The organism is Streptomyces sp. NPDC005195, assembly GCF_040608315.1.
Classification (GTDB): domain Bacteria; phylum Actinomycetota; class Actinomycetes; order Streptomycetales; family Streptomycetaceae; genus Streptomyces; species Streptomyces kaempferi.
This window is the reverse complement of sequence record NZ_JBEXHZ010000042.1, coordinates 1-24622: the sequence shown is the minus strand read 5'-3', so window position 1 is coordinate 24622 and position 24622 is coordinate 1. Positions and strand designations below refer to the sequence as shown.

The following is a 24622-nucleotide window of genomic DNA, read 5'->3' as shown; positions in this document are numbered from 1 at the left end:
CGGCGTGTCGCCGTGGCCCTACGCCACTGTCGTACAGCGCTCCGCGGTACCGGCCGCCGTGGCCAGCCGGCCCAGGGCCTCGTCCTTGTCGCAGGGGTGCGCGCCCAGCGCGGTCTGGCGCGCCACGATCGAGCGTTCGGCGCGCATCAGGCGCCAGCCGCGACGGAGCAGGAACGGGACCGACTTGCGGCCCTCCTTGAGATCCCGCACGAAACGCCGGCGGAACGTGGTCACCGGACCGCGGGACAGGCACAGCGCGTCGCCCAGCAGCCCCAGTTCACGGCAGTGCTCGACGATCTCGGCGGCGAAGATGCCCTCCGCGATGAACAGCGGTGTCCGTTCGATGCGCAGCGCCTCCGCGCCGGTACGGGCGCTCAGCGAGATGTCGTACACGGGAACGGTCGTACGTCCCGTACGGCAGAGTTCCTCGATCGCGGCGACGGCCTTCTCCGCGTCCCACGACCGCGGGTGGTCCCAGTCGATGTCGGAACTCCCCTCCACCAGCGGGAGTGTCGGGTCGTCGCCCTCCTTGTAGAAGTCGTCCAAGCGCAGCACGGGCAGGCCGGAACGGGCGGCGACGAGGGACTTGCCCGAGCCGGAGGGGCCACAGAGCAGCGCGACACGGGTCGGTATCGGGGGAGGGAGACTCACGAGACACCAGTCTGACGCATCGCGCGCGCGGTGCCGACCCTGCGGGTCGTCGTTGGAGCGCACATCACACCTCAACTACCCTTCGTGTCGACCTGATTACTTTGCGCGGCAGAAGGTGGCACCCGTCATGGCACGACACGCAGCAGGCAAGAACCCGACCGCGCGGCGCGCGCTGGTCGCCCTGGCGACCGCGGGGGCGGCGCTGGGGGCGGGCGCGGGCGCGGCCGCCGCGGACACGGCCCCGGCCGTCGACGGGATGCGCTCCCACCCCGCGTCGACGGGCAGCCTCGACCCGCAGGCGGGCACGCAGGCGCTGTACGGCACGCTCGGCTACATCACGGGTCCCCTCGCGGGCCTCAAGCCCAACCCTCTCGCGGGCACCGGTGTCGACCCGCTCGACAACGGGATCGGCGCCCAGCTGGCCGACTTCAAGCCGCTGAGCTCGCAGTCCCTGACGCGGCCGCTGGCGCAGGCGCCGTCGCTCGGCAGCGTGCCGGTGGTGGGGCAGGCGCTGGGGTCGCTGGGGAGTGTGTGAGCTTCCCCGCGCCCCTCGGGGGCGCGGGGAACCCTCTCAGTACGACGAGCCCGACGCGCCCAGTGAACCGGTCGGGTGCCAGACGGTCTTCGTCTCGAGGAAGGCCGTGAGGCGCTCGATACCGGGGGTCGCCGCGTAGTCCACAGGCTGTGGACGCAGAACCCGCTTCAGGTTGTCGGCCGCGGCGATCTCCAGCTCCTTCGCCAGCACCTCGTCCGCGCCCGCGAGGTCGATCGCGTTGACGTCCTGGTGTGCGGCGAGGGGGGCGGCGATCTCCGCCGTCCTGCCGGAGAGGACGTTGACGACACCGCCCGGGAGGTCGGAGGTCGCCAGCACCTCGCCGAGCGACAGCGCGGGCAAGGGGGACCTCTCGCTCGCGATCACCACGGCCGTGTTACCGGTCGCGATCACCGGGGCGATCACCGAGATCAGACCCAGGAACGAGGACTCCTGGGGCGCGAGGACGGTGACGACGCCGGTCGGCTCCGGGGTCGACAGGTTGAAGAACGGGCCCGCGACCGGGTTGGCCCCGCCCAGGACCTGGGCGATCTTGTCGGTCCAGCCCGCGTACCAGACCCAGCGGTCGACGGCCGCGTCGACCTGGGCGGCCGCCTTCGGCTTCGACAGGCCCTCCGCGTCCGCGACCTCGCGCGCGAACTGGTCGCGGCGGCCCTCCAGCATCTCGGCGACGCGGTAGAGGATCTGGCCGCGGTTGTACGCGGTCGCGCCGGACCAGCCGCCGAACGCCTTGCGCGCGGCGACCACCGCGTCGCGGGCGTCCTTGCGGCTCGACTGCGGGGCGTTCGCCAGCCACTTGCCCTTCGAGTCCGTCACCTCGTACACCCGGCCGCTCTCGGAACGCGGGAACTTCCCGCCCACGTACAGCTTGTAGGTCTTGAAGACACTCAGACGCTGCTCTTCGGACTTGTCAGACATCGAGGTACGCCTCCAGGCCGTGGCGACCGCCCTCGCGGCCGAAGCCCGACTCCTTGTACCCGCCGAACGGCGAGGTCGGGTCGAACTTGTTGAACGTGTTGGACCAGATGACGCCCGCGCGCAGCTTGCCGGCGACGGCCAGGATCCGGGAACCCTTCTCGGTCCAGATGCCCGCCGAGAGGCCGTACTGGGAGTTGTTGGCCTTGGCGACGGCCTCGTCCGGGGTGCGGAAGGTGAGGACGGACAGCACCGGGCCGAAGATCTCGTCGCGGGCGATGGTGTGCGCCTGGGTGACGTTGGTGAACAGCGTCGGGGCGAACCAGTATCCGGAGGAGGGCAGTTCGCACGCCGGGGACCAGCGCTCGGCGCCCTCGGCCGCGCCCTGCTCGACGAGCGAGGTGATACGGGCCAGCTGCTCGGCGGAGTTGATCGCGCCGATGTCGGTGTTCTTGTCGAGCGGGTCGCCCAGCCGCAGGGTGGAGAGCCTGCGCTTCAGGGAGTCCAGCAGCTCGTCCTGGATCGATTCCTGGACGAGGAGCCGGCTGCCCGCGCAGCAGACCTGGCCCTGGTTGAAGAAGATCCCGGTGACGATCCCCTCCACCGCCTGGTCGATGGGGGCGTCGTCGAAGACGATGTTCGCGCCCTTGCCGCCCAGTTCGAGCGTGACCTTCTTGTCGGTACCGGCCACCTGGCGGGCGATCGCCTTGCCGACGGCGGTGGAGCCGGTGAACGCCACCTTGTTCACGTCCGGGTGCTCGACGAGGGCCGCGCCCGCGTCGCCGTACCCGGGAAGGATGTTGACGACGCCCTTGGGCAGGCCGGCCTGGCGGCAGATGTCCGCGAAGAACAGCGCCGACAGGGGAGTGGTCTCGGCGGGTTTGAGGACGACCGTGTTGCCGGTCGCCAGCGCCGGGGCGATCTTCCACGCCAGCATCAGCAGCGGGAAGTTCCAGGGGATGACCTGGCCTGCCACGCCCAGCGGACGCGGGTTCGCGCCGAAGCCGGCGTGGTCGAGCTTGTCGGCCCAGCCCGCGTAGTAGAAGAAGTGCGCGGCGACCAGGGGGAGGTCCGCGTCGCGGGTCTCCTTGATGGGCTTCCCGTTGTCCAGCGTCTCCAGGACGGCGAGCTCGCGTGAGCGCTCCTGGATGATGCGGGCGATGCGGAAGAGGTATTTGCCGCGCTCGGAACCGGGCAGCGCCGACCACTTCACGAAGGCCCTGCGGGCCGCCTTCACGGCGCGGTCGACGTCCTCGGCGCCCGCCCGGGCGACCTCGGAGAGGACTTCCTCCGTGCTGGGGCTGACGGTCTTGAAGACCTTGCCGTCCGCCGCCTCGGTGAACTCGCCGTCGATGAACAGGCCGTACGAGGGGGCGATGTCGACGACCGAGCGGGACTCGGGCGCCGGTGCGTACTCGAATGCAGATGCCATGGTGATCAGTCCACCGTCACGTAGTCGGGGCCGGAGTAGCGGCCGGTGGCCAGCTTCTGACGCTGCATCAGCAGGTCGTTCAGGAGCGAGGACGCGCCGAAGCGGAACCAGTGGTTGTCCAGCCAGTCCTCGCCCGCGGTCTCGTTCACCAGGACCAGGAACTTGACGGCGTCCTTGGTGGTGCGGATACCGCCGGCCGGCTTCACGCCGACCTGGATGCCGGTCTGCGCGCGGAAGTCGCGGACCGCCTCCAGCATGAGCAGCGTGTTCGACGGCGTCGCGTTGACGGCCACCTTGCCGGTGGAGGTCTTGATGAAGTCCGCGCCGGCCAGCATGCCGAGCCAGGAGGCCCGCCGGATGTTGTCGTACGTCGACAGCTCGCCGGTCTCGAAGATGACCTTCAGGCGGGCGGCGCCCGAAGCCTCCTTCACCGCGACGATCTCGTCGTACACCTTCAGGTAGTGGCCCGCGAGGAACGCTCCGCGGTCGATGACCATGTCGATCTCGTCGGCGCCCGCGGCGACGGCGTCCCGCACGTCGGCCAGCTTCACGCCGAGCGCGGCGCGGCCCGCCGGGAAGGCGGTGGCCACGGAGGCGACCTTCACGCCGGAACCGGCGACGGCCTCCTTCGCGACGGCCACCATGTCGGGGTAGACACAGACGGCGGCCGTGGTGGGCGCGGTGCGGTCCGTCGGGTCCGGGAGCACCGCCTTGGCGCCGAGCGCCCGGACCTTGCCCGGGGTGTCCGCGCCTTCCAGCGTCGTCAGGTCGACCATCGAGATGGCGAGGTCGATCGCGTACGCCTTCGCGGTCGTCTTGATGGAACGGGTGCCGAGCGAGGCGGCGCGCGCCTCCAGGCCGACCGCGTCGACGCCGGGCAACCCGTGCAGGAAGCGGCGCAGGGTGCTGTCGGACGCGGTCACATCGCCGAGTGCGTGGGTGGGGGCACCACCCTGCTCGAGCGATGCCGAGTGCTTGGGGGAGGATGCAGTGGTGGGCATGGTCACCACCCGAGCATATCTACGCGCGTAGCGGCTGTACAGCCCCGGGGTGGGTGCGGAAGGGACGGCAGGAACCGGCGAGGCGCCGGGGGCGGGAGAGGACGGCGCGGGCCGTCGGGCAGAATCGGGGGCATGACGACGCCCGATCACCAGCCACCCCCGCCGGACGCCTCGCGCCCCGAGTCGAGGGACCGGGTCTACCGGTCACCCGCCGGCCTCGCGGGCGGCGTGCTGCTGCTCGCCATCATCGGCTGGCTCGGCATCGACGCGCTGGTCTCGGGACACGGGCGCACACCGTGGCTGACGCTCGCCGCGATGATCCTGCTGGTTCCCCTGGTGAGCGCCTTCACGCTGCGCCCGGCCGTCCACGCGAACGATGACCGGCTGCGTGTCCGCAACCCCTTCCGCGTGATCGTGCTGCCCTGGGGGGCGATCGCCTCGCTGAGCTCCGGCTACTCCAACGAGGTCGTCACCACGGACGGCGCCAAGTACCAGCTGTGGGCGATCCCCGTCTCGCTGCGCTCCCGCAAGCGTGTGGCCAGGCGGCAGGCGCGGGGAGGCGCGGCCGACAGGCGCGGGCGCCTGACCCCGGCCGCACCCGCGCCCGCGCGCTCCCAGGCCGACCAGGCCATGGACGACCTGCGCGAGCTCTCCGAGGCGCACCCGGCCACGGAAGGGGTGCAGGACACGGTCAGCGTGCGCTGGGCGTACGAGGTCATGGGCCCCGCGCTCGCGGGCGCCGTGGTGCTGGCGATCCTGCTCGCGGTGGGGTGACGACGCCACAGCGGCGCGACGGGTGAACCGGCGGCCGTTCGGGGTGGGCGAGGGCGGAGTCCGTTCGCCCGGGTGGTGGAAGGCTGACGTCCGCTCCACGGGAGTGGGTGAAGGGCTGCGCCGGTATCGCCGGGACGGGTGAAGGTCCGTGCCCGTGTTCACCGGGGTGGGTGAAGGACGGCGGTGCGGCCCGGTGTCGCCGCGCGCGGCCGTCCGTGCTCCCGTGAGGGTGAGGCCGCGTGCGGTCCACGGCCGGGTGAGGGGTATCGCGGGCCGTCCCGACGCTGACCGGAAGTACCGCACCGGGCCCTGCGGGCTGCCCCGACGCCGACCCGACGCGAAGGGCCGGTCGCGTCCGGCGCCGGGCCTCCCGTGAGGGGGTGTGCCCGGCGCCGGACGACCGGGGGTCAGCCCACCACGTCGACGAAGGCGCCCGCGGAGACCGCCGCCGCGGTGTCGGCCGTGCCGGCGTAGGACCAGCGGTAGTAACCGTCGGCGTCGGCGCGGACGGTGGTGGAGAGGGCGCCGTCGGCGGCGGTCCGCACGGTCTTGAGCGTGCAGTACGTACCGCTGCCCTTCGGGCGGAACTGCAGGGCCACGGGCCGGCCGGCCTCGGCGCCGACGGACGCGCCGGTCGCCCAGTCCGAGTGGCGCACGCCGCCCGTGACGGTCAGGACACGGCCCCGCCGCACCTGCTTGGGGCTGGTGGCGACGGTCACCTGGCTGTCGCGCAGCACGCTGACGGTGGCCGCGCTGTCCAGGAACACGGCGTCGCTGTCGGGGGCGATCGCGTAGGCGCTGACGTTCCATGCGCCGGCCAGCGAGTCGTCGGCCGGGGCGGTGCCGGGGGTCAGGGTGAAGGTCAGGGTGCAGGTGGTCGTGGCGGCGGACGTCGGGCCGCAGGCCGCCGTCGAGGCCACCGTGCTGTCCGGGGCGGCGAAGGAACCGTGGTACAGCGTGGCGTCGACCTGCTGGAGACCGGACGGGTCGGTCGCGGTGACCTCGACCGTGGCGGTTCTCGCGCCGGTGCCGACGACGACGGGAGCGCCGTGGTTGACGACCACGGCGGTGATGTCGGTGTCGCCGAACCTCTCGTCCGCGTGCGCGGCCGGAACGGTGAGAGCGGACAGGGCAACGACGCCACACGCAGCGGCGACAGCTGAGCTCATACGCATGAGAATTCCCCAATGTGAATGCCGCGGCCTGTCAATTTCCCACCGGCAGGCCTGAATTGACGTGTGCAGCGTACTCGGCGGCGGGCGTTTTAGGAACGCTTTCGTATCGAGGTGGAACGGGCCTATTTTTCCCCTCGAAGAGAATGCGTGCGAATATCTGGTGCGCCGATTCCATGGAAAACCGAAGGGGAAATTCGATTCGAATTTCAGCGGACCTGACGGCCACTTCCACGCACCGGCCCGCCCGGGGCCGGGCCGGGCGCACCGGCGCCCCGGAGAGGACGTCCGTCCGGGGTGGCGCGGGGTTCGTCCCCTCCAGGTGACCCCTTGGTCGACCATGTGAACGAGGGGCAACCTTCACATGAAACATGTTCCACATGGCGGCCTTCAAGCTCGTGGAGTCCCCCGAACCCACCTACATCGCCCGCGGCTTCGGCACCGCGGCGGTGCTTCTGGTGCTGGTGCTCGTCCTGTTCGTCGCGGCCCGGGTCGTCGGCGGCCGCGGGCCGGGCAAACTGACCCGCCGTCAGGAACACCGCCGGGTCAGGGCGTCACGCCGTGACGCGCGGCGCTTCGCCCCGTACGCGACCACCGGCCGGACGCCGGCCGGCCCCGCCTCGACCAGTCCCGCATCGACGAGGAGCACCCCGTGATATCCGCACCCGTCCGTCGTCCACGCAGCGTGCGCGTGTACCAGGCGCTGGCGCTGGTCGTCGCGCTGGTCTGCGCGGTCATGGCCGTCCACCCGCCGGGCGCCTTCGCGGTCACCTACGTGAAGATCAGCGGTTCCGGCTCGACCTGGAGCGCCAACGCCATCGAACAGTGGCGGCGCAACGTACGCCAGCAGGGCATGACCGTGAACTACGCGTCGGTGGGCTCGTCGGTCGGCCGTACCCAGTTCGCCAACGGCACGTCCGACTTCGGTGTCTCCGAGATCCCCTACGGCCTCAAGGAGTTCGGGACGACGGACACCCCGCCGCAGCGCAAGTACGCCTACATGCCGATCGTGGCCGGCGGTACGTCGTTCATGTACAACCTGAGGATCGGCGGCAACCGGGTCACGAACCTGCGGCTGTCGGGAGACGTCCTCACCAAGATCTTCACCGGCAGGCTCACGATGTGGAACGCGCCGGAGATCAAGTCGGACAACCCCAAACTGACCCTCCCGGCCCGCCGGATCGTCCCGGTCATCCGCTCCGACGGCTCCGGCACCACCGCGCAGTTCACCCTCTGGATGTCCAAGCAGCACGGCTCCCTGTGGAACGACTACTGCCGGCGGGCGGGCAAGCCCACACCCTGCGGTCTGACGTCGTACTTCCCGAACATCCCCGGCTCCGGCTTCGTCGCCCAGTCCGGTTCGCTGGGGGTCGCGGGCTACACCAAGCAGCCCCAGGCCGAGGGCGCCATCACCTACGTCGAGTACTCGTACGCCCGGAACGCGGGCTTCCCGGTCGTCAAGGTCCTCAACAAGTCCGGTTACTACGTCGAGCCGACCGCCTCCAGCGTGGCCGTCGCCCTGACCCAGGCGCGGATCAACGAGGACTCGCGCTCCGCGAACTACCTCACCCAGAACCTGGACGGGGTCTACACGTACGGCGACCGGCGCACCTACCCGCTGTCGAGCTACAGCTACATGATCGTCCCGACCAAGGAGGAGATGGGCTTCACCAAGGCCAAGGGCGTCACGCTGAGCGCGTTCGACAACTACTTCCTCTGCGAGGGCCAGCAACTGGCCGACCGGCTCGGCTACTCGCCGCTGCCCATCAACCTCGTGCAGGCGGCCATGGAACAGGTGCGCAGGATCCCCGGCGCCGTGGCGGAGAACATCAACATCAAGAACTGCAACAACCCGACGTTCTCCAGTGACGGCAAGAACCTCCTGGCCAAGAACGCCCCGTACCCCGCGGCGTGCGACCAGAAGGGCTCGGACCAGTGCGCCACCGGCACCGGCGGCGCCAAGCAGCCCACCTCGCCGAGCGGCTCGGGCACGTCCGGCGGCGGCTCGGCCTCGGGCGGCTCCGGCACGTCCGGCGGCTCGGGCGCGTCCGGCGGCTCCGGTACGCCGGGCGGTTCGGGCACCACGGGCACTACAGGCACGACAGGCACGACGGGGACCACCACCGGCGGCAGCGGCACGACGGGCGGTACGGGCGGGACGACGGCGGGGACCGTCGTGGACCCCGACACCGGTCAGGTCCTCGACGCCGGCGGCGGCACCGGCGACACCTCGGTCGTCGCCAGTCCGGTCGCCCTGGGCACCGGCGACGCCCTCGGGCTGCGCACCGCGCTGATGGTCCTGTCGGCCGTGCTCCTGATCGGCGTCGTCGTCGGACCACCCCTGATCGGACGCGTGATGACCAACCGCACGCGCCGTCGGGAGGGTTCGGCGTGACCGCCGCGATCCGGTCCGGGCGCCGTGTCGTCGCCGCGGTGAGCGCGCTGCTGGCCGCGCTCGTACTGGCCCTGCTCCCCCTGCCGCCGGCCACCACGTCCGCCGCGGCGGCGGACGGAACGGCGGAGGACTCCGCGGTCACGGTGACGGGGAGGAAGGGCGCGAACGACGACTTCTCCGGGCTGAAGGTGACCGTCCACCAGACGAGGAACCTGCGGTCGCAGGGCGTGCGGATCGGCTGGGAGGGCGGGGCGCCGACGTCCGCGGGCAACTTCGCGTACAACTACCTGCAGATCATGCAGTGCTGGGGCGACGACCCGGCCGGTCCCACCCGCGAGCAGTGCGTCCTCGGTGCCACGGACACGAGCGACGCCGTGGTCCCGGGCTACTTCACCACGTCCCGGGGGGTCGACACCCGGACCGGGTCGTACGCCGCCGACCCGGGCGAGACGCAGTACACCGGCGCGAACGCGTTCGTCCCCTTCCGGCCCGTCGGTGGTCTCCCGCCCACCACGTCCCTCAAGGACCCGACCTACTTCGGTCCGCTGGACACCAACGAACAGGTCGCGAGCCGTACGTTCGCCGACGGCAGGGGCGAGGTGACCTTCGAGGTGCAGGACGCGCTGGAGGCGCCTCACCTCGGATGCGGCGTGAACAGGGCGCCCGCCGGCAGCACCCCCACCCCACGGTCGTGCTGGCTGGTGATCGTGCCGCGCGGCACCCATGACGCCGACGGCACGAACGTCCTGGAGCCGGGCGGCAGCCGCTCCCACAACCTCACGAGCTCGCCGCTGTCGGCGACGAACTGGGCCCAGCGGATGGTCGTACGGCTGGACTTCCTGCCGAGCGAGGACTACTGCCCGCAGGGCCAGCCGGAGCGGCCCACGGCCGGCTCCGAACTGGTGACGGACGCCGTCACCTCGTGGCAGCCGAAACTGTGCTCGTCCACGGGAAGCACGTTCGCCTTCACCCAGGGCGGGGAGGAGGAGGCCAGGAACCAGGTCCTGGGCACGACGGACGACTCCCCTCTGCTGGGCTTCACCGTCGACCCGGTCGCCCGGCCGGAAGACGGACCGGAGGTCGTCCACGCGCCGGTGGCGGTGTCCGGACTGGCGATCGCGTTCTTCATAGAAGGCCCGTCCGGCGTGGTGCAGGGAATGAGACTGACTCCACGGCTCGTGGCGAAGATGCTCACCCATTCCTATGTGGACGACGTGACACTGGGCGCCACCCCCGACTATTTGAACGGGAACAGCCCTTCCCTCACCAAGGACCCGGAATTCAAGGATCTGAATCCCGATTTCCCCGAACTGAGCGGCCGCCAGCTGAGAAGCCTCATGGTCCCCTTGCAGACCTCCGACACCACACGCGTCGTCTGGAACTGGCTCCAGTCGGACAAGGAGGCCGGAGAATTCCTCTCCGGTACGAAGGATCCCTGGGGTATGCGGGTGAATTCCTACTTCCAGGACCTGAAACTGGCGACGGACACCTCGCTGACCGACTACCCCAAGGTGGACCCGACGACCACGCCGGCCCTCGGCAACGGAACACCCCCGCTCGACTACACGATCACCGACCTGGACCCGTTCACCGCCGATCTGCACGACGGGGCGGTGCGGACCCGGCGGGGCAACAACAACCGGACCATCCAGTGGCAGCCGGGGGAGACCACCCAGTCGCCGGCCAAGCTCATCAACGACGCGCCCATGTCGGGCCAGCGCGCCGTGATGGCGATCGTCGACACCGCGTCGGCGCAACGGTACGGACTGACGACAGCGGCCCTGCGCAACGCGGGCGGGCAGTTCGTGAAGCCCTCGGCCGACACCCTCGCGGCCGACGTCGCGACCATGCGGCCGGACTCGGGGGACCCCTCGGTGCTCAAGCCCGACCCGGCGCGGGCCAAGGGCCAGGCGTACCCGCTGACGGCCGTGGCCTACGCCGCGGCCTCGGTGAACCAGGACGCGAAGGCCCGCAAGGCGTACGCGGAGTTCATCAGGTACGCCGCGGGACAGGGACAGACCCCGGGGCTGTCGGCGGGGCAGCTTCCCCCCGGCTACGCGCCGTTGCCGGCGCGGCAGCGTGAGCAGGCCGAGACCGCGGCCGACGTCCTGGAGCGCGGCCGGAGCGTCAGCGATCCCCCGTCGGACGGGGCCGACCAGGGCGGCACCGGAGGGACCGCCCCCGGAGCCGGCGACGGAGGGACCTCCGGCGGCGCGGACACCGGCGGAGCGGCCCAGGGCGGCACGGGCGCGGCGGGCGGCGCCGGCGCCGGTCCGTCGGCGACGGAATCCGCCGCCGCCGTGCACGGCTCCGCGCCACCGTCCCCGGCGCCCCGGCGGAATATCGCGGAAGCGAAGGTGGGATTCACTCCCGGCGAGATTCTCGGAATTATTCGCTGGGTCCTTCTCGCAGTTCTTTTCGTGGGCGGAGCGGCCGGACTCTCGGGTCCGATAATGCTGCATCTCGCGCGGCGCCGGACTCCCTAGGAGACACCTAGGAAGCCTGCCCGTAACCTTTCCCTCACGGGAAATTGGCTGGTCATCGCACGGAGAGCCTGGAATTGTATGCGGTGGTCGACCGACGGGTCGGCAGAAAAAAGATCCGGATTTTGCTTGAACGTCCATCCTTCGAAATCCAGAAAACAAGGGGTTCAGAAGTGAACGTCAAGTCTCGCGCCAAGGTCGGCGCTGCTTTCGGTGTCGCGGCTCTCGGTCTCGGCATCCTGGCCACCCCGGCTTCGGCGGACCCGAACCCGATCACTGACTACCGTCAGCTGGCGGGTGTCGGTTCGGACACCACGCAGTACGTCATCAACGGCATCGGCGACGCCGTCACGAACGCCAACGGCAAGATCATCGCCTCGTGGAACGCCACCGGCACCGCCTCCGTGAAGACCAGGGCGACCGGCTGTGACAGCGTCGCCCGCCCGGACGGCTCCTCGGCCGGCATCAACGCGCTGAACGCCGACCTCACCGCCGGCACCAACTGCATCGACTTCGCCCGCTCGTCGCGTGGCCCGGCGGACACCAGCACCACGGACCTCACGTTCATCCCCTACGCCAAGGACGGTGTCACCTACGCCACCGACCTGGGCAGCACGCTGCCGACGAACCTGACGAAGGCGCAGCTGGCCGCGATCTACCAGTGCACCTCCACCGAGTTCCCGAACGCGAAGCCGCTGCTGCCGCAGTCCGGCTCGGGCACCCGTACCTTCTGGCTGGCGGCCATCGGGATCACCGAGTCGCAGGTCGGCTCCTGCGTCGACCAGACCATCCAGGAGCACAACGGCGTGGCCATCGCCAACGGCAACCAGCTCATGCCGTACTCGATCGCCCAGTGGATCGCCCAGGGCAAGGGCTTCTCGGACGTCCCGAACCGGCGCGGCGAGTCGCGTCTGCGCAGCATCAACAGCACGAGCCCCACCACGGGTTCGGGCGCCGCGCTGGCGCTGAACACGGCCTTCGACGCGGGCTTCCTCCGTGACGTCTACAACGTCGTCCCGACCGCCAGGCTCACCAACCCGGTCATCGCCGAGACCTTCGTCGGCTCGGGCTCGAAGGTCTGCGCCTCCGGCACCACCATCTCCAGCTACGGCTTCGGCACTGTGTCCAACTGCGGCGTCACCACTGTCACGGGCGAGCGGTAACCCGTGATCGTCGTCTGATCCCCGCGTGACGGCCGGGCACCTTCCAGGTGCCCGGCCCCACGTGCTGTCCGTGTCATCCGACCTCCTCCGTCCGTCAGTTCGTCAGTCCGGCAGTCCATCAATCCGTCAACCGTCCCCCGGGGGCATCGCTGTGACAGTGCTCGAACCATTCCGAAGAGCGGGTGCCGTCGTGGCCGCCTGCGCCCTGGTCGCCCTGGGCCTCGTGGCCGCGGTCGTGACCCAGTCCCAGCCCGCCCGGGCGGCGGCGTCCATGGGGGCGTTCACCTTCGCCTCCAGCAGCGGCAGGTTCAGTGACGCGGAGCCGTTCGGCCCGTCCCTCTCGACGCCGGCCGCGTGTCCCGACTACGAGGTCAAGGACGAGAACGGCAACGTGGTCGAGTCGATCCCCATCAACTACACCCTCAGCCTCGCGGTGGCGCAGCCGGGCGGCGGCTCGGACACCGTGATGGCCTCGATCACGAGCGCCTCGCCCTACGACGCGGCGAAGCCGGCCTCGCTGGCAGCGGCGGACAATCCGGATCTGGGGCTCAAGAACCCGTCGGAGGTCTTCACCTCCGACGGCACGTACGAACTCCGGCTGGTCTGCCTCGACGACTTCGGCGGCGCGCACCCCGACGGCAACTACTGGACCCAGAAGATCACGGTCACCGGTGACACCTGGGTGGCCGGCGAGGGCGCGAAGGCCACCCAGACCACGCTGACCGCCGCCCCCTCCGTGATCGAGCCCCACCAGGAGACGACGCTCACCGCGACGATGTCCCCGGCCGAGGCGGCCGGCTCCGTCACCTTCCTGGAGGGCGGGACGACCCTGGGCCAGGCCACCGTCACCGGCGGGAAGGCCGAGCTGAAGACGTCGGACCTGCCCGAGGGGCAGCACGCCGTCACGGCCCGCTTCACTCCGGCGGACACCACGAAGTGGGGGGCCTCGGAATCCGCGTCCTTCCAGGTGACCGTGCAGTCGCCGAGGTACGAGATGCACGACGCGACCGGCCAACTGCTGGCGTACAACCCCGAGTTGCAACGCGGTCAGACCGTCAAGGTCATCATCCGCGGATGCGTGCCCGGCACCAAGTACACGATGGCCCTCTTCCACGACGACACCGTGTTCCCCGACGCCACGGCGGACACGGACGGAACGGTGACCTGGCCCGCGCTGACCGTGCCGGACGACGCGGTGGCCGGGCAGACCCGATGGGACTACAGCCCGGACTGCACCGGCGTGGGTGCCGTGGGCGCGGTGGACTTCACCGTTCCCGAGCCCTCCGGATCCCCGTCGGCGACCCCGAGCGACTCCCCGACCGACGGGCCCTCCGACGAACCCACGGACGGTCCCTCCGACGAACCGACCGACGGCTCCTCCGGCGACACGTCCGGCGTCACCGGCGGGGGTGACGGTGGCGGCAGCAGCGGCGGCGGCAGCGGCGGCACCGGCGGAGGCTCCACCACCGGCGGGACCTCACCCACCGGCGGCCTCGCCTCCACCGGCAGCCAGGTCGCGCTGTTCTCCGGCATCGGCGCCGTCGTCCTCGTCACGGCCGGTGTCCTCGCCGTGCGGTTCGGCCGCCGCGAGGGACTGCTGAAGTTCGGCGCCCCCCGCGCCTAGAGCGGGTCCGGCACCTCCCGCGCACCCGGCGGGAGGAGGCGGACCTCGACCCGGCGGCCCGGGAGCACGGGCGGCGGGCCCCACCCCGCCGCTCGCGCCTCCGTTTCCCGACCCCACACCTCTCCACAGGAGCGCTCCCCGTGACCGTGTTGTCCCCGCCCTCGCCGGCCGGTGCGCCGCCGGTACCGGCGCCCGCGCCCGGGTCCGCCCCGCGGCCACAGCGGCCCGAGCGCCCCGGCTTCGCGTTCGCCGGGGCCGCACTGTGCGTGCTCGCCGCGCTGCTGCTCGGCTTCGCCGCCGACCTCACCCTCGTGGGTCACCTCCAGCACGCCCGCGACCAGCAGACCGCCTACGACGAGTTCCGCCGTCAACTCGCCCTCGGCATCGCGCCGGTGGGCCCGCGGACGTACGACGGAAAGACGCTGGAACCGGGCGCGCCCGTCGCCCTGCTGCGCATCCCGGCCCTGGGCCTGAAGGAGGTCGTGGGCGAGGGCACCACGTCCGGGGTGCTGATGTCGGGCCCCGGCCACCGCCGGGACACCCCGCTGCCGGGACAGGCCGGCACCAGCGTGATCATGGGCCGCCAGTGGGGCTACGGCAGTCCCTTCAACGGCCTGCGCCAGTTGCCCGCAGGCACCGAGATACGGCTGACGACCGGTCAGGGCACGGCCGTCTACGAGGTCTCCGCGCTCCGCCACGAGGGCGACCCGCTGCCGTCCCCGCTCAGGGAGGGCGAGGGCCGGCTCACGCTCATCACCGCCGACGGCGCGCCGTACACCCCTGCCGGCACCCTCCGGGTGGACGCGACCCTGACGAGTGACGTACAGCCCGCCCCGCCCCGCCCGGCGTCCGGCTGGATCGACGGGTCCGAGCAGGCCCTGGGCACCGAGAACGCCGCCTGGCTCCCGGTCTTCCTCTGGTCGCAGGCGCTGCTCGGAGCGGCCCTGCTCACCATGGCGGCGTACCGCGTGTGGGGCCGCTGGCAGACCTGGGTCGTCGGTGTGCCCGTCCTGGCCGCCCTCGGCCTCGCCGTCTCCGGCGCCGCCACCCGTCTGCTGCCCAACCTGCTCTGACCGACGAGGAGTCCCACCACCATGTCCGACACGAACCCGACGCTCGTCGACGAGATCCTCGATCCGACGGTGCGGACACGGCGCGCGACAGCGCCCGGTCCATCGGTCGCCGGCCCCGGCGAGAGCGACCCGGCCACCCTGGAGGCCGACTCCATCTCGGCCTGGTTCGGCGACCACAAGGTCCTGGAGCAGGTGTCGCTGACCATGCCCGCCCGCAAGGTCACCGCGCTGATCGGCCCATCCGGCTGCGGCAAGTCCACGTTCCTGCGGATCCTCAACCGCATGCACGAACTGATCGGTTCCGCCTCCCTCGCGGGCCGGGTGCTCCTGGACGGCGAGGACATCTACGACCGAGGCCGCCGCATCACCCACGCCCGTCGCCAGATCGGCATGGTCTTCCAGAAGCCGAACCCCTTCCCGGCGATGTCGATCTACGACAACGTCACGGCCGGTCTGAAGCTCGGCGGCATCAAGGCCGGGCGTGAGAACAAGGACCGGCTCGTCGAGGAGTGCCTGACGAAGGCGGGCCTGTGGAAGGAGGTCCGGGACCGGCTCCGGCAGCCCGGCGGCGCGCTCTCCGGCGGCCAGCAGCAACGTCTGTGCATCGCGCGGTCGCTGGCCGTACGGCCCCGGGTGCTGCTCATGGACGAGCCGTGCTCGGCGCTGGACCCGACCTCGACCCGGCGCATCGAGGAGACGATCCACGAGCTGTCCGAAGAGGTCACCATCGTGATCGTCACCCACAACATGCAGCAGGCCGCCCGCGTCTCCGACCAGTGCGCGTTCTTCCTCGCCGAGCAGGGCACCCCCGGCGGCATCGTCGAACACGGCGCCACGGACGCGATGTTCGGCGATCCGAGGGACCCGCGCACGACGGACTACGTGAACGGACGCTTCGGATAGGGCGGGCCCGGGGGCGAGGCCGGCCGGCCGCGGGGCGTCGCACGGCCGCTTCCTGGTCAGGCGCCGCCGCCTCCGAGCCCCCGTGACGAGCCCCCGTGACGGGTCCCCGTGACGGGTCTTGGTCACGGGTCCTGGTCACGGCTCCCGGTCATGGGTCCTGGTCACGGGTCCCTCCACGGGTGACCCGACACGGGGTCCGGTTGCCTGGGGGGCCGGCCGGACCCCGCGTCCGGCCCGTGCGCGGCATCCCGCCTCGCGGGGCGAGGGGGGCTCGGGACACCTGGCGGGCGGATGCGTCCAAGGGGGGGCGAGGAGCACATCCGCAGCCCCTCCAGCGTGGGGCGCGCGGGGACGGAGCAGGCAGCCGAGGAGCATGCGGCAGCCCAACTCCCCATGAATCGGGGAGGTGGACGTCACGGAGGCCGTTCAGGGCGCGCTCGGCCACACCAGGACCATGTACGCGCCGCAGTACGCCGCTCCCAGAACCGCGGTGCCCAGAGCCGAGATCAGGAAGCGGCGTGACGACCGCGACAGGTGCAGGGCCACCGGAAGCAGCAGCGGGAAGCCCGGCAGGAGGAGGCGGGCCCGGGGGAAGTAGACGCCGCCGCTGCCCAGCACGATGAGCAGCAGGACGCCGGTGTAGAGCAGCAGCGGGAGCGGCTGGCGGTCCCAGACGCAGAGGACGTAGAGGGCCGTGGAGACGACGAGCGTCACCGTCACCATCACCAGGAACAGCTCGGGCGTCGAGTCGGTGACGAGTACCTCCCGCATCCGCCGCAGGGTCTCGGCGCCGCCGTCCCACGCGTTGTGCCACAGGCTCTGGACGGCGAAGTAGCCGTCCCAGCGGCCCAGCCGCGATCCCACCCAGCCGACGTACGCGAGCCAGCCCGCGGGGGCGAGGGCGGCGGCCACGAGGGCGCGGGAGGAGAACCGGTGGCGCAGGCCGAGCAGGGCCGTGACGGTGACGGCGGCCGCGACCGCGATGCCGGTGGGGCGGGTCAGCCCGGACAGCGCCGCCAGCCAGCCCGCCCAGAGCCAGCGTTCACTGAGCACCGCGTACAGCGACCATGCCGCGAACGCCGTGAACAGGGACTCCGTGTAGCCCATCCACTGCACCAGACCGACCGGGAGGGCCGCCCACAGGACGGTCAGCAGCACGGCGGCGCGGCGTCCGTGGAGACGGTGGCCGACGGCGAAGACTCCCCACGCGGCGAGGAAGGAGGCGGTCACCGTGACCATCAGGCCCGCCGTCGCGAGGGTGCCCGGCGTCAGCGCCGCGACCGCCTTCACCAGGTACGGGTAGAGCGGGAAGAAGGCGAGGTTGTTGGCGTCGTAGGCCGTGCCCAGCCGGTGTGCGTAGCCGTGCCGTGCGATGCCCAGATACCAGTTCGCGTCCCACCGCGTGGCCAGGATCGCCCGGACGCCGTGGTGTTCGGCGTGCGCCCAGAGCGCGAGGAGGAGCAGCCCCGCCAGGCGCACCGCCGCGTAGGCGAGCAGAGCGGGGGCCGCCCGGCCCAACTGGGTGCGGAGAGAGGCCGCGGGGCCGGCCACGGCCTCGCGGAGCCGGGTACCCGGGGTGGTGCCCGGGAGGAGTCCGCCGGGGGAGCTCCGGGACGGGGCGGATGTCGGCCGGGAAGCGGTCGGGGACACGCGGCGGCTCCTGGGACTCGGCGGTGCGCTACCGGTAACCGTTCCTCGGTCGGGTGGCGGCGCACAGGAGCGCTGCGTCAAGTGCCGGGCGGAAATCACCCGTAAGGGCGATGGAGGGGTGGTGCGGGGGCCTCGGTGGGCCTGCCCGGTCCTGCTCCGTGGGCCCACCGGTCCCCGCCGGCGGGCCCACGGAGCGGGTGTCAGATGCCGGCCGCCGCCGACAGGTCGCGCTTGATGGCCGTGAGCAGCTCGGCGGCCTTGGCGTGGGCCGCGGCGAGTCCGGCGTGCGAGCCGACCGGGACCACGACCTCCAGGTAGCACTTCAGCTTCGGCTCGGTGCCGCTGGGGCGGACGATGACGCGGGCGCCGTCCAGCGTGTAGCGCAGACCGTCCGTGGGCGGGAGCCTGTCCGTGCCCAGGGTGAGGTCCTCGGCCCTGGTGATGGGAAGGCCCGCCAGCCGGGTCGGCGGCTGTTCGCGCAGGCCGCGCATGGCGTTCGCGATCACCGAGAGGTCCTCGACGCGGACGGAGAGCTGGTCCGTGGCGTGCAGGCCGTGCTCCACGGCGATGTCGTCGAGCAGGTCCAGCAGGGTGCGGCCGTCCTCCTTGAGCAGGGAGGCGAGCTCCGTGATCAGGAGGGCGGCGGTGATGCCGTCCTTGTCGCGCACCCCCTCGGGGTCGACGCAGTAGCCGAGCGCCTCCTCGTAGCCGTAGCGCAGGTCCTCCACGCGGGCGATCCACTTGAAGCCGGTCAGGGTCTCCTCGTACGCCAGACCCGCCTTCTCGGCGATCCGGCCGAGGAGGGAGGAGGAGACGATCGACTCGGCGAAGGTGCCGCGGACTCCGCGGCCGACCAGATGCCGGGCGAGCAGCGCGCCGACCTCGTCGCCGCGCAGCATCCGCCAGTCCGCTCCGTCGCGGCCCTTCACGGCCACCGCGCAGCGGTCCGCGTCGGGGTCGTTGGCGATGATCAGGTCGGGGTCCGTCTCACGGGCCTTCGCGAACGCGAGGTCCATCGCGCCGGGCTCTTCCGGGTTCGGGAAGGCGACGGTGGGGAAGTCCGGGTCCGGCTCGGCCTGTTCGGCGACCAGCACGGGGGCGGGGAAGCCGGCGCGGGCGAACGCGGCGAGCAGGACGTCCTTGCCGACGCCGTGCATCGCCGTGTAGACGGTGCGGGCGGTGCGCGGGGAGCCCTGGGCGAGTACGGCGTCCGTACGGGCCAGGTAGGCGTTCAGGACGCCCTCGTCGAGGGTCTCCCAGCCGCTGTCCGGGCGCGGGACGGTGTCCAGGCGGGTGACGGCGTCGATCTCGGCCGCGATCCCGGCGTCCGCCGGGGGGACGATCTGGGAACCGTCGCCGAGGTACACCTTGTAGCCGTTGTCGCGGGGCGGGTTGTGGCTGGCGGTGACCTCGACGCCCGCGACGGCGCCGAGGTGACGGATGGCGTACGCCAGGACGGGCGTGGGCAGGGGGCGGGGGAGCACGGCGGCCCGCAGGCCCGCGCCCGTCATCACCGCGGCGGTGTCGCGGGCGAAGTCGGCGGACTTGTGGCGGGCGTCGTAGCCGATGACGACGAGACCGCCGGCCTCGCCGTTGGCCTTGAGGTACGCGGCCAGACCGGCGGCGGCGCGGATGACCACCGCGCGGTTCATGCGCATCGGCCCCGCGCCGAGTTCGCCCCGCAGGCCCGCGGTGCCGAACTGGAGGGTGCCGCTGAAGCGTGCGGTGAGCTCGGCGACGTCCCGGGCGTCGATGAGCTTGGCGAGTTCCTCACGGGTCTCCGCGTCGGGGTCCTCGGCCAGCCACGCCTCGGCCCGTGCGATGAGTTCGTCCTGCACGTCGGGTGTACCTCTCTGTCTGTGGTGCCTTGCTGTATACCCGGCCGCGGTGGGCTTACCGCGCCCCTGCCGCCCTTGCCGGTCCCGTTCCTCGGGACTGCCGCCGCCGGACCCCGCCTCCGCCCGGACGGCCGTCCTCGGACGCCGGACGGGCCGAGTCACATCCGGGCGCGGGGAACCGCGCGGACAGCCCCCGTCCACCCGCGGTCGCACGGCGGCACGGGGGGACCGGGGCGCGCGGTTCCTACAGCCGGTCCAGGACCTGGGTGAGCAGCGCTCCCATGCGGGTCGCGGAGTCACGGCCCGCCTGGAGGACCTCCTCGTGGTTCAGCGGCTCGCCCGTCATACCGGCGGCGAGGTTGGTGACGAGGGAGATGCCCAGCACCTCCGCCCCGGCCTCGCGCGCGGCGATCGCCTCGAGCACCGTCGACATGCCGACGAGGTCCGCCCCGATCGCGCGGGCCATCCGGATCTCGGCGGGCGTCTCGTAGTGCGGCCCGGTGAACTGCGCGTAGACGCCCTCCTCCAGGCTGGCGTCCACCTCCTTGCAGAGGGCGCGCAGACGCGGGGAGTAGAGGTCGGTGAGGTCGACGAAGTTCGCCCCGACGATGGGGGAGGTCGCCGTCAGGTTGATGTGGTCGCTGATCAGCACCGGCTGACCGGGACGCATGTCCGCGCGCAGGCCACCGCAGCCGTTGGTGAGCACGAGGGTCTTGCAGCCGGCGGCGACGGCCGTACGGACACCGTGCGCGACGGCGGCGACCCCGCGGCCCTCGTAGTAGTGGGTGCGGCCCAGGAAGACCAGGGCCCGCTTGTCGCCGATCAGGTACGAGCGGACCGTGCCGCCGTGGCCCTCGACCGCCGGCGGGGGGAACCCGGGCAGCTCGGTGACCTGGAACTCGGCCTCGGGGGTGCCGAGGGCGTCCGCGGCCGGAGCCCAGCCGGAGCCCATCACGAGCGCGACGTCGTGGGTCTCGGCGCCCGTGAGCTCCCGCAGGCGGGTGGCGGCGGCGTCGGCAGCGGCGTAGGGGTCGCCCTGGATGTCGTCCGGAAGAAGAGATGCGTTCACGCGCATGAGCGTAGCCGGTCCGGGCCTACGCGCGTAGATGACGGAGCTCACGGTCGTGCGATCGTTGTCTTGTCGTTTCCAACGAAGCCGCGCGCGCGTCAGCAGGGGCGCTTGCGCAGCTCCATCACGTAGTCGTGCGGCGCTCCCGCCGACTCCGCCGCGTCGGCGATCTCACCGAGGTAGCGCGCGGAGGGGAGGCCGCCCTCGTACCCGTTCAGCACGTACACCCACGCGGGTTCCTCGCCGTCCAGCGTGTGCACCCGTACCCGCATCCTGCGGTAGATGTCGAGACCCACGCCCTCCCAGCGGTCCATGGAGTCCTCGTCCAGGGGGGCGACGTCGTACAGCGCCACGAAGACCTGCGAGCGGGGCGCCTCGACGAGGGTCACGAGCGCACCCTCCCACCCCATGTGCTCGCCCCCGAAGGTCAGCCGCCAGCCGTTCAGCCAGCCGGTGGCGCGCAGCGGCGAGTGCGGGGCGCGGCGCGTCATGAGCCGCGGGTCGAGATTGCCGGCGTACGCGGCGTAGAGCGACATGTGGTCGAGGGTACGGCAGTGAACACGCGCGCCTCCCGCGTAACAGAAGCGGCTCGAATGCGCGGTCGGCGGCCCCCGGGGCGCCAGCACCTTGAAGCGTGCGGGACAATGGAGTACGTGACTCGGATCGTGATCATCGGTGGCGGACCCGGCGGATACGAGGCGGCCCTGGTGGCCGCCCAGCTCGGCGCGGAGGTGACCGTCGTGGACTGCGACGGTCTGGGCGGGGCGTCGGTGCTCACCGACTGCGTACCGTCGAAGACCCTCATCGCCACGGCCGAGGTGATGACGACCTTCGATTCGTCGTACGAGGAACTCGGCATCATCGTCGCCGACGACACCCCGCCGGCGGAGCGGTCCGCGCGGGTGGTCGGGGTCGACCTCGGCAAGGTCAACCGCCGGGTGAAGCGGCTGGCGCTGGCCCAGTCGCACGACATCACCGCCTCCGTCACCCGGGCAGGCGCGCGGGTGCTGCGCGGCCGCGGCCGGCTGGAGGGCATGCAGTCCCTGGACGGCTCGCGCAAGGTCGTCGTGCGCGCCGCGGACGGCACCGAGGAGACGCTCGTCGCCGACGCGGTCCTCATCGCCACCGGCGGGCACCCCCGTGAGCTGGCCGACGCCCAGCCGGACGGTGAGCGGATTCTGAACTGGACGCAGGTGTACGACCTGGACGAGCTGCCCGAGGAGCTCATCGTGGTCGGGTCCGGAGTCACCGGCGCCGAGTTCGCCGGCGCCTACCAGGCGCTCGGCTCGCGCGTCACCCTCGTCTCCAGCCGTGACCGTGTGCTGCCGGGCGAGGACCCGGACGCGGCGGCGGTGCTGGAGGACGTCTTCCGGCGCCGTGGCATGAACGTCATGGCCCGCTCGCGCGCCGAGTCCGCCAAGCGGGTCGGCGACCGGGTGGAGGTCACCCTCTCCGACGGCCGCGTCATCAGCGGCTCGCACTGTCTGATGGCCGTCGGTGCCATTCCGAACAGCAGCGGGATGGGCCTGGAGGAGGCCGGGGTCAAGGTCAGGGACTCCGGGCACATCTGGACCGACAAGGTGTCCAGGACCACGGCTCCGGGCGTGTACGCGGCCGGTGACGTGACGGGCGTCTTCGCCCTCGCCTCGGTGGCGGCGATGCAGGGACGTATCGCCATGTACCACTTCCTGGGCGACGCGGTCACACCGCTGAACCTCAAGACGGTGTCCTCCAACGTCTTCACCGACCCCGAGATCGCCACCGTGGGCTACTCGCAGGCCGACGTCGACGCGGGCAGGATCGACGCCCGGGTCGTCAAGCTGCCCCTGCTGCGCAACCCGCGCGCCAAGATGCAGGGCATCCGGGACGGCTTCGTGAAGATCTTCTGCCGTCCGGGCACCGGGATCGTGGTCGGCGGTGTGGTCGTCGCCCCGCGTGCCTCGGAACTGATCCACCCCATCTCGATCGCGGTCGACAACAATCTGACGGTCGAACAGATCGCGAACGCGTTCACCGTGTATCCCTCCCTTTCGGGCTCGATCGCCGAGGTGGCCCGGCAGCTGCACACCCGTAAGCTGACCGACGAGGGCTGACGGGCGAAAGCGATTTCCCGCTGGTCACGGGGAGTTGCCGCCCATTCCCGCGGCATAGGCGGCGCGAGTAGACGCGTATACCACTTCGTACCCTGCGATGCGAACAACTTCTGTTATTCGGCGCAAACTGCTGAAAGCAGACGGTCGTTGGGGTTACTGTCAGTTTCGTGTTCGCTGCAGAACGTCGCCAATTGATCCTCGAAATGGTGCGAGCGAACGGGGCCGTGTCGCTCCGTGAGCTCGCCCGTGTCGTCCAGACCTCCGAAGTGACCGTACGGCGGGACGTGCGCGCACTGGAGGCAGAAGGACTCCTCGACCGCCGGCATGGCGGTGCGGTATTGCCGGGCGGGTTTACGCGGGAGTCCGGCTTTCCGCAGAAATCGCATCTCGCGACCGCCGAGAAGACGGCCATCGCCGATCTCGCCGCGGGTCTCGTCGAAGAGGGCGAGGCCATTGTGGTGGGCGCGGGTACCACCACGCAGGAGCTGGCTCGCCGGCTCGCGCGGGTCCCCGGGCTGACCGTCGTCACCAACTCCCTTCTGGTGGCCCAGGCGTTGGCCCACGCCAATCGTGTCGAGGTCGTCATGACCGGTGGCACCTTGCGCGGCTCCAACTACGCCCTGGTGGGCAGCGGTGCCGAGCAGTCCCTCCAGGGGCTGCGGGTCTCCCGGGCCTTCCTGTCGGGCAGTGGGCTCACCGCCGAGCGCGGCCTGTCCACCTCCAACATGCTGTCGGCGTCCGTCGACCGCGCGCTGGTGCAGGCCGCCGCGGAGGTCGTGGTCCTCGCCGACCACACCAAGCTCGGCACCGACACCATGTTCCAGACGGTGCCGACCGATCTGATCACCCGTCTGGTGACCGACGAGCCGCCCGCGCACGACGACCGCGCGGTCACCGAACTGCAGGCGCTGGCGGACCAGGGCGTGCAGATCGTGGTGGCGGGGCAGTCGGGCGGTGGTACGGGAGGCGATACGGCCCCGGCGGGGCGTCAGCCGCGCCGGGACGTGCCTGTCCCCGGTCCGCGGCGCGGTCAGGTCCCGGGCGCCGGACCCCAGTTGCGCAGCGCGGCCTCCCTGGGGGAGCAGTCCCCCGCAGAGCGGGCGCGGGTGGCGGATTTACGCCGCCGCTGACCGAGGCGCGGACCGACGGACAGCCCGAGGCAGGGGCTGACGCACAGGCTGACGTACAGGCCGAGGTGCTTTCCGACGCGCAGGCCGAGCCGCCGCCGTCCGGCAGCGAGCGAGGCATCGACCACCGCGGCCGTGACGGTTCGTGACGGCCTGTGGTGACCATCGACGGTACGCGCGGCCCAGTTGGCCGAAGGTGACCGCTTGCGCCCGTCCGACCGCCGGTTCCTGGCGGCCCGTCGTGGCCCCCGCCGGGAGCGCGGTACGCCCCGCCGGTGCGCGCGTTCACTCGAACGGGCGACCCTCTCCGCCGCGCCCCCACTCACCCGCGCGATACCCGTCCGCGCGGACTGGATCGGACCGGGCCGGGACCACCACGTGCACCGGCACCGGCACCTGGATCCGGACCCGCACCGGGACTCGGGCATCCACCTGTACCCGGACCTGTACCCGGACCTGTACACAGCAAAGCGCCCGGCAGACCGACCGTTCCGGTCCACCGGGCGCTTCGGATGCCGTGCGGACCGGGACCGGTCCGCACGACGGTGCCTCAGTCCTTGATCTCGCAGATCGCGGCGCCCGACGTGATGGACGCGCCGACCTCCGCGCTCAGGCCCTTGACGGTGCCGGCGCGGTGGGCGTTGAGGGGCTGTTCCATCTTCATGGCCTCCAGGACCACGATGAGGTCGCCCTCCTGGACCTCCTG

General features: G+C 71.7%; 21 protein-coding genes. 11 read left to right on the top strand and 10 right to left on the bottom strand.

Annotation, left to right across the window (positions count from 1 at the left end):
- Positions 1-18: 18 nt before the first annotated feature.
- A complete protein-coding gene (locus ABZV34_RS29305; RefSeq protein WP_356282998.1) occupies positions 19-651 on the bottom strand; it encodes a uridine kinase in 633 nt (210 codons plus the stop codon).
- 127 nt (positions 652-778) lie between these two features.
- Here ABZV34_RS29305 and ABZV34_RS29300 point away from each other — a divergent pair, with 127 nt between their 5' ends.
- Positions 779-1186 carry a hypothetical protein gene (locus ABZV34_RS29300; RefSeq protein WP_356282995.1) on the top strand — a complete coding sequence of 136 codons (408 nt, stop codon included), beginning with the start codon at positions 779-781 and terminating at the stop codon, positions 1184-1186.
- Positions 1187-1222: 36 nt separating this feature from the next.
- Here ABZV34_RS29300 and ABZV34_RS29295 read toward each other — a convergent pair whose 3' ends face one another.
- Genes ABZV34_RS29295 through deoC form a run of 3 tightly spaced genes read right to left on the bottom strand, consistent with a single transcriptional unit; the run spans position 1223 to position 4552 of the window.
- Complete coding sequence (locus ABZV34_RS29295) at positions 1223-2122, bottom strand: aldehyde dehydrogenase family protein (protein WP_356282992.1); 900 nt, start codon at positions 2120-2122, stop codon at positions 1223-1225.
- Positions 2115-3551, bottom strand: a complete 1437-nt coding sequence (locus tag ABZV34_RS29290) for an aldehyde dehydrogenase family protein (RefSeq protein ID WP_356282989.1) — start codon at positions 3549-3551, stop codon at positions 2115-2117. Before ABZV34_RS29290 ends, ABZV34_RS29295 begins: the two co-directional genes overlap by 8 nt.
- A 5-nt stretch (positions 3552-3556) precedes the next feature.
- On the bottom strand, positions 3557-4552 hold the full coding sequence (gene deoC / locus ABZV34_RS29285; protein ID WP_356282986.1) for a deoxyribose-phosphate aldolase: 996 nt from the start codon (positions 4550-4552) through the stop codon (positions 3557-3559).
- 132 nt (positions 4553-4684) lie between these two features.
- Between deoC and ABZV34_RS29280 the strand changes: the two genes are divergently transcribed.
- On the top strand, positions 4685-5326 hold the full coding sequence (locus ABZV34_RS29280) for a PH domain-containing protein (protein ID WP_356282983.1): 642 nt from the start codon (positions 4685-4687) through the stop codon (positions 5324-5326).
- Positions 5327-5733: 407 nt separating this feature from the next.
- Here the strand turns inward: ABZV34_RS29280 and ABZV34_RS29275 are convergent, their stop codons facing one another.
- Positions 5734-6495 carry a DUF5707 domain-containing protein gene (locus tag ABZV34_RS29275; protein ID WP_356282980.1) on the bottom strand — a complete coding sequence of 254 codons (762 nt, stop codon included), beginning with the start codon at positions 6493-6495 and terminating at the stop codon, positions 5734-5736.
- Positions 6496-6878: 383 nt separating this feature from the next.
- Here ABZV34_RS29275 and ABZV34_RS29270 point away from each other — a divergent pair, with 383 nt between their 5' ends.
- The 7 genes from ABZV34_RS29270 to ABZV34_RS29240 all read left to right on the top strand — a co-directional run bounded on the left by ABZV34_RS29270 (position 6879) and on the right by ABZV34_RS29240 (position 16139).
- The gene (locus tag ABZV34_RS29270; protein ID WP_356282977.1) at positions 6879-7154 is read left to right on the top strand and encodes a hypothetical protein; all 276 of its coding nucleotides are present in this window, start codon (positions 6879-6881) and stop codon (positions 7152-7154) included.
- Positions 7151-8893, top strand: coding sequence for a phosphate ABC transporter substrate-binding protein PstS (pstS, locus tag ABZV34_RS29265; protein WP_356282974.1), 1743 nt, complete (start codon positions 7151-7153; stop codon positions 8891-8893). The genes ABZV34_RS29270 and pstS overlap by 4 nt, the downstream gene beginning before the upstream one ends.
- Positions 8890-11379, top strand: coding sequence for a hypothetical protein (locus ABZV34_RS29260; RefSeq protein WP_356282972.1), 2490 nt, complete (start codon positions 8890-8892; stop codon positions 11377-11379). Before pstS ends, ABZV34_RS29260 begins: the two co-directional genes overlap by 4 nt.
- Before the next feature lie 170 nt (positions 11380-11549).
- On the top strand, positions 11550-12539 hold the full coding sequence (locus ABZV34_RS29255; RefSeq protein ID WP_356282970.1) for a hypothetical protein: 990 nt from the start codon (positions 11550-11552) through the stop codon (positions 12537-12539).
- A 190-nt stretch (positions 12540-12729) separates the two neighbouring features.
- Complete coding sequence (locus ABZV34_RS29250; protein WP_356282967.1) at positions 12730-14163, top strand: Ig-like domain repeat protein; 1434 nt, start codon at positions 12730-12732, stop codon at positions 14161-14163.
- Positions 14164-14303: 140 nt separating this feature from the next.
- Positions 14304-15236: a sortase gene (locus ABZV34_RS29245; RefSeq protein WP_356282964.1), complete on the top strand. Its 933-nt coding sequence runs from the start codon at positions 14304-14306 to the stop codon at positions 15234-15236.
- 21 nt (positions 15237-15257) lie between these two features.
- Entirely contained in the window at positions 15258-16139 is an 882-nt protein-coding gene (locus ABZV34_RS29240; RefSeq protein WP_356282961.1) for a phosphate ABC transporter ATP-binding protein, read from the top strand.
- Positions 16140-16565: 426 nt separating this feature from the next.
- Here ABZV34_RS29240 and ABZV34_RS29235 read toward each other — a convergent pair whose 3' ends face one another.
- From ABZV34_RS29235 to ABZV34_RS29220, 4 genes are all read right to left on the bottom strand, one after another.
- Entirely contained in the window at positions 16566-17789 is a 1224-nt protein-coding gene (locus ABZV34_RS29235; RefSeq protein ID WP_356282958.1) for a hypothetical protein, read from the bottom strand.
- Positions 17790-17989: 200 nt separating this feature from the next.
- A complete protein-coding gene (locus tag ABZV34_RS29230; protein ID WP_356282956.1) occupies positions 17990-19627 on the bottom strand; it encodes a phospho-sugar mutase in 1638 nt (545 codons plus the stop codon).
- A 244-nt stretch (positions 19628-19871) separates the two neighbouring features.
- Positions 19872-20696, bottom strand: coding sequence for a purine-nucleoside phosphorylase (locus tag ABZV34_RS29225; RefSeq protein WP_356282953.1), 825 nt, complete (start codon positions 20694-20696; stop codon positions 19872-19874).
- A gap of 98 nt (positions 20697-20794) precedes the next feature.
- Positions 20795-21232, bottom strand: a complete 438-nt coding sequence (locus tag ABZV34_RS29220; RefSeq protein ID WP_356282950.1) for a gamma-glutamylcyclotransferase — start codon at positions 21230-21232, stop codon at positions 20795-20797.
- Between ABZV34_RS29220 and ABZV34_RS29215 the strand changes: the two genes are divergently transcribed.
- Positions 21167-22789, top strand: a complete 1623-nt coding sequence (locus tag ABZV34_RS29215; RefSeq protein WP_356282948.1) for an NAD(P)H-quinone dehydrogenase — start codon at positions 21167-21169, stop codon at positions 22787-22789. The genes ABZV34_RS29220 and ABZV34_RS29215 overlap by 66 nt on opposite strands.
- 167 nt (positions 22790-22956) lie before the next feature.
- Positions 22957-23919: a DeoR/GlpR family DNA-binding transcription regulator gene (locus ABZV34_RS29210; RefSeq protein ID WP_356282945.1), complete on the top strand. Its 963-nt coding sequence runs from the start codon at positions 22957-22959 to the stop codon at positions 23917-23919.
- A 547-nt stretch (positions 23920-24466) separates the two neighbouring features.
- On the opposite strand, the gene ABZV34_RS29205 is transcribed toward ABZV34_RS29210, so the two are convergent.
- The coding region (locus ABZV34_RS29205; protein ID WP_356283085.1) for a biotin/lipoyl-containing protein at positions 24467-24622 on the bottom strand (156 nt) is incomplete at its 5' end.

Excerpts from the sequence above, each read along its gene's own strand:
- ABZV34_RS29280 (WP_356282983.1), top strand. The coding sequence starts at position 4,685 with ATGACGACGCCCGATCACCAGCCACCCCCGCCGGACGCCTCGCGCCCC.
- ABZV34_RS29290 (WP_356282989.1), bottom strand. The coding sequence starts at position 3,551 with ATGGCATCTGCATTCGAGTACGCACCGGCGCCCGAGTCCCGCTCGGTC.
- ABZV34_RS29295 (WP_356282992.1), bottom strand. The coding sequence starts at position 2,122 with ATGTCTGACAAGTCCGAAGAGCAGCGTCTGAGTGTCTTCAAGACCTAC.
- ABZV34_RS29275 (WP_356282980.1), bottom strand. The coding sequence starts at position 6,495 with ATGAGCTCAGCTGTCGCCGCTGCGTGTGGCGTCGTTGCCCTGTCCGCT.
- ABZV34_RS29300 (WP_356282995.1), top strand. The coding sequence starts at position 779 with ATGGCACGACACGCAGCAGGCAAGAACCCGACCGCGCGGCGCGCGCTG.
- ABZV34_RS29240 (WP_356282961.1), top strand. The coding sequence starts at position 15,258 with ATGTCCGACACGAACCCGACGCTCGTCGACGAGATCCTCGATCCGACG.
- ABZV34_RS29220 (WP_356282950.1), bottom strand. The coding sequence starts at position 21,232 with ATGTCGCTCTACGCCGCGTACGCCGGCAATCTCGACCCGCGGCTCATG.
- ABZV34_RS29270 (WP_356282977.1), top strand. The coding sequence starts at position 6,879 with ATGGCGGCCTTCAAGCTCGTGGAGTCCCCCGAACCCACCTACATCGCC.
- deoC (WP_356282986.1), bottom strand. The coding sequence starts at position 4,552 with ATGCCCACCACTGCATCCTCCCCCAAGCACTCGGCATCGCTCGAGCAG.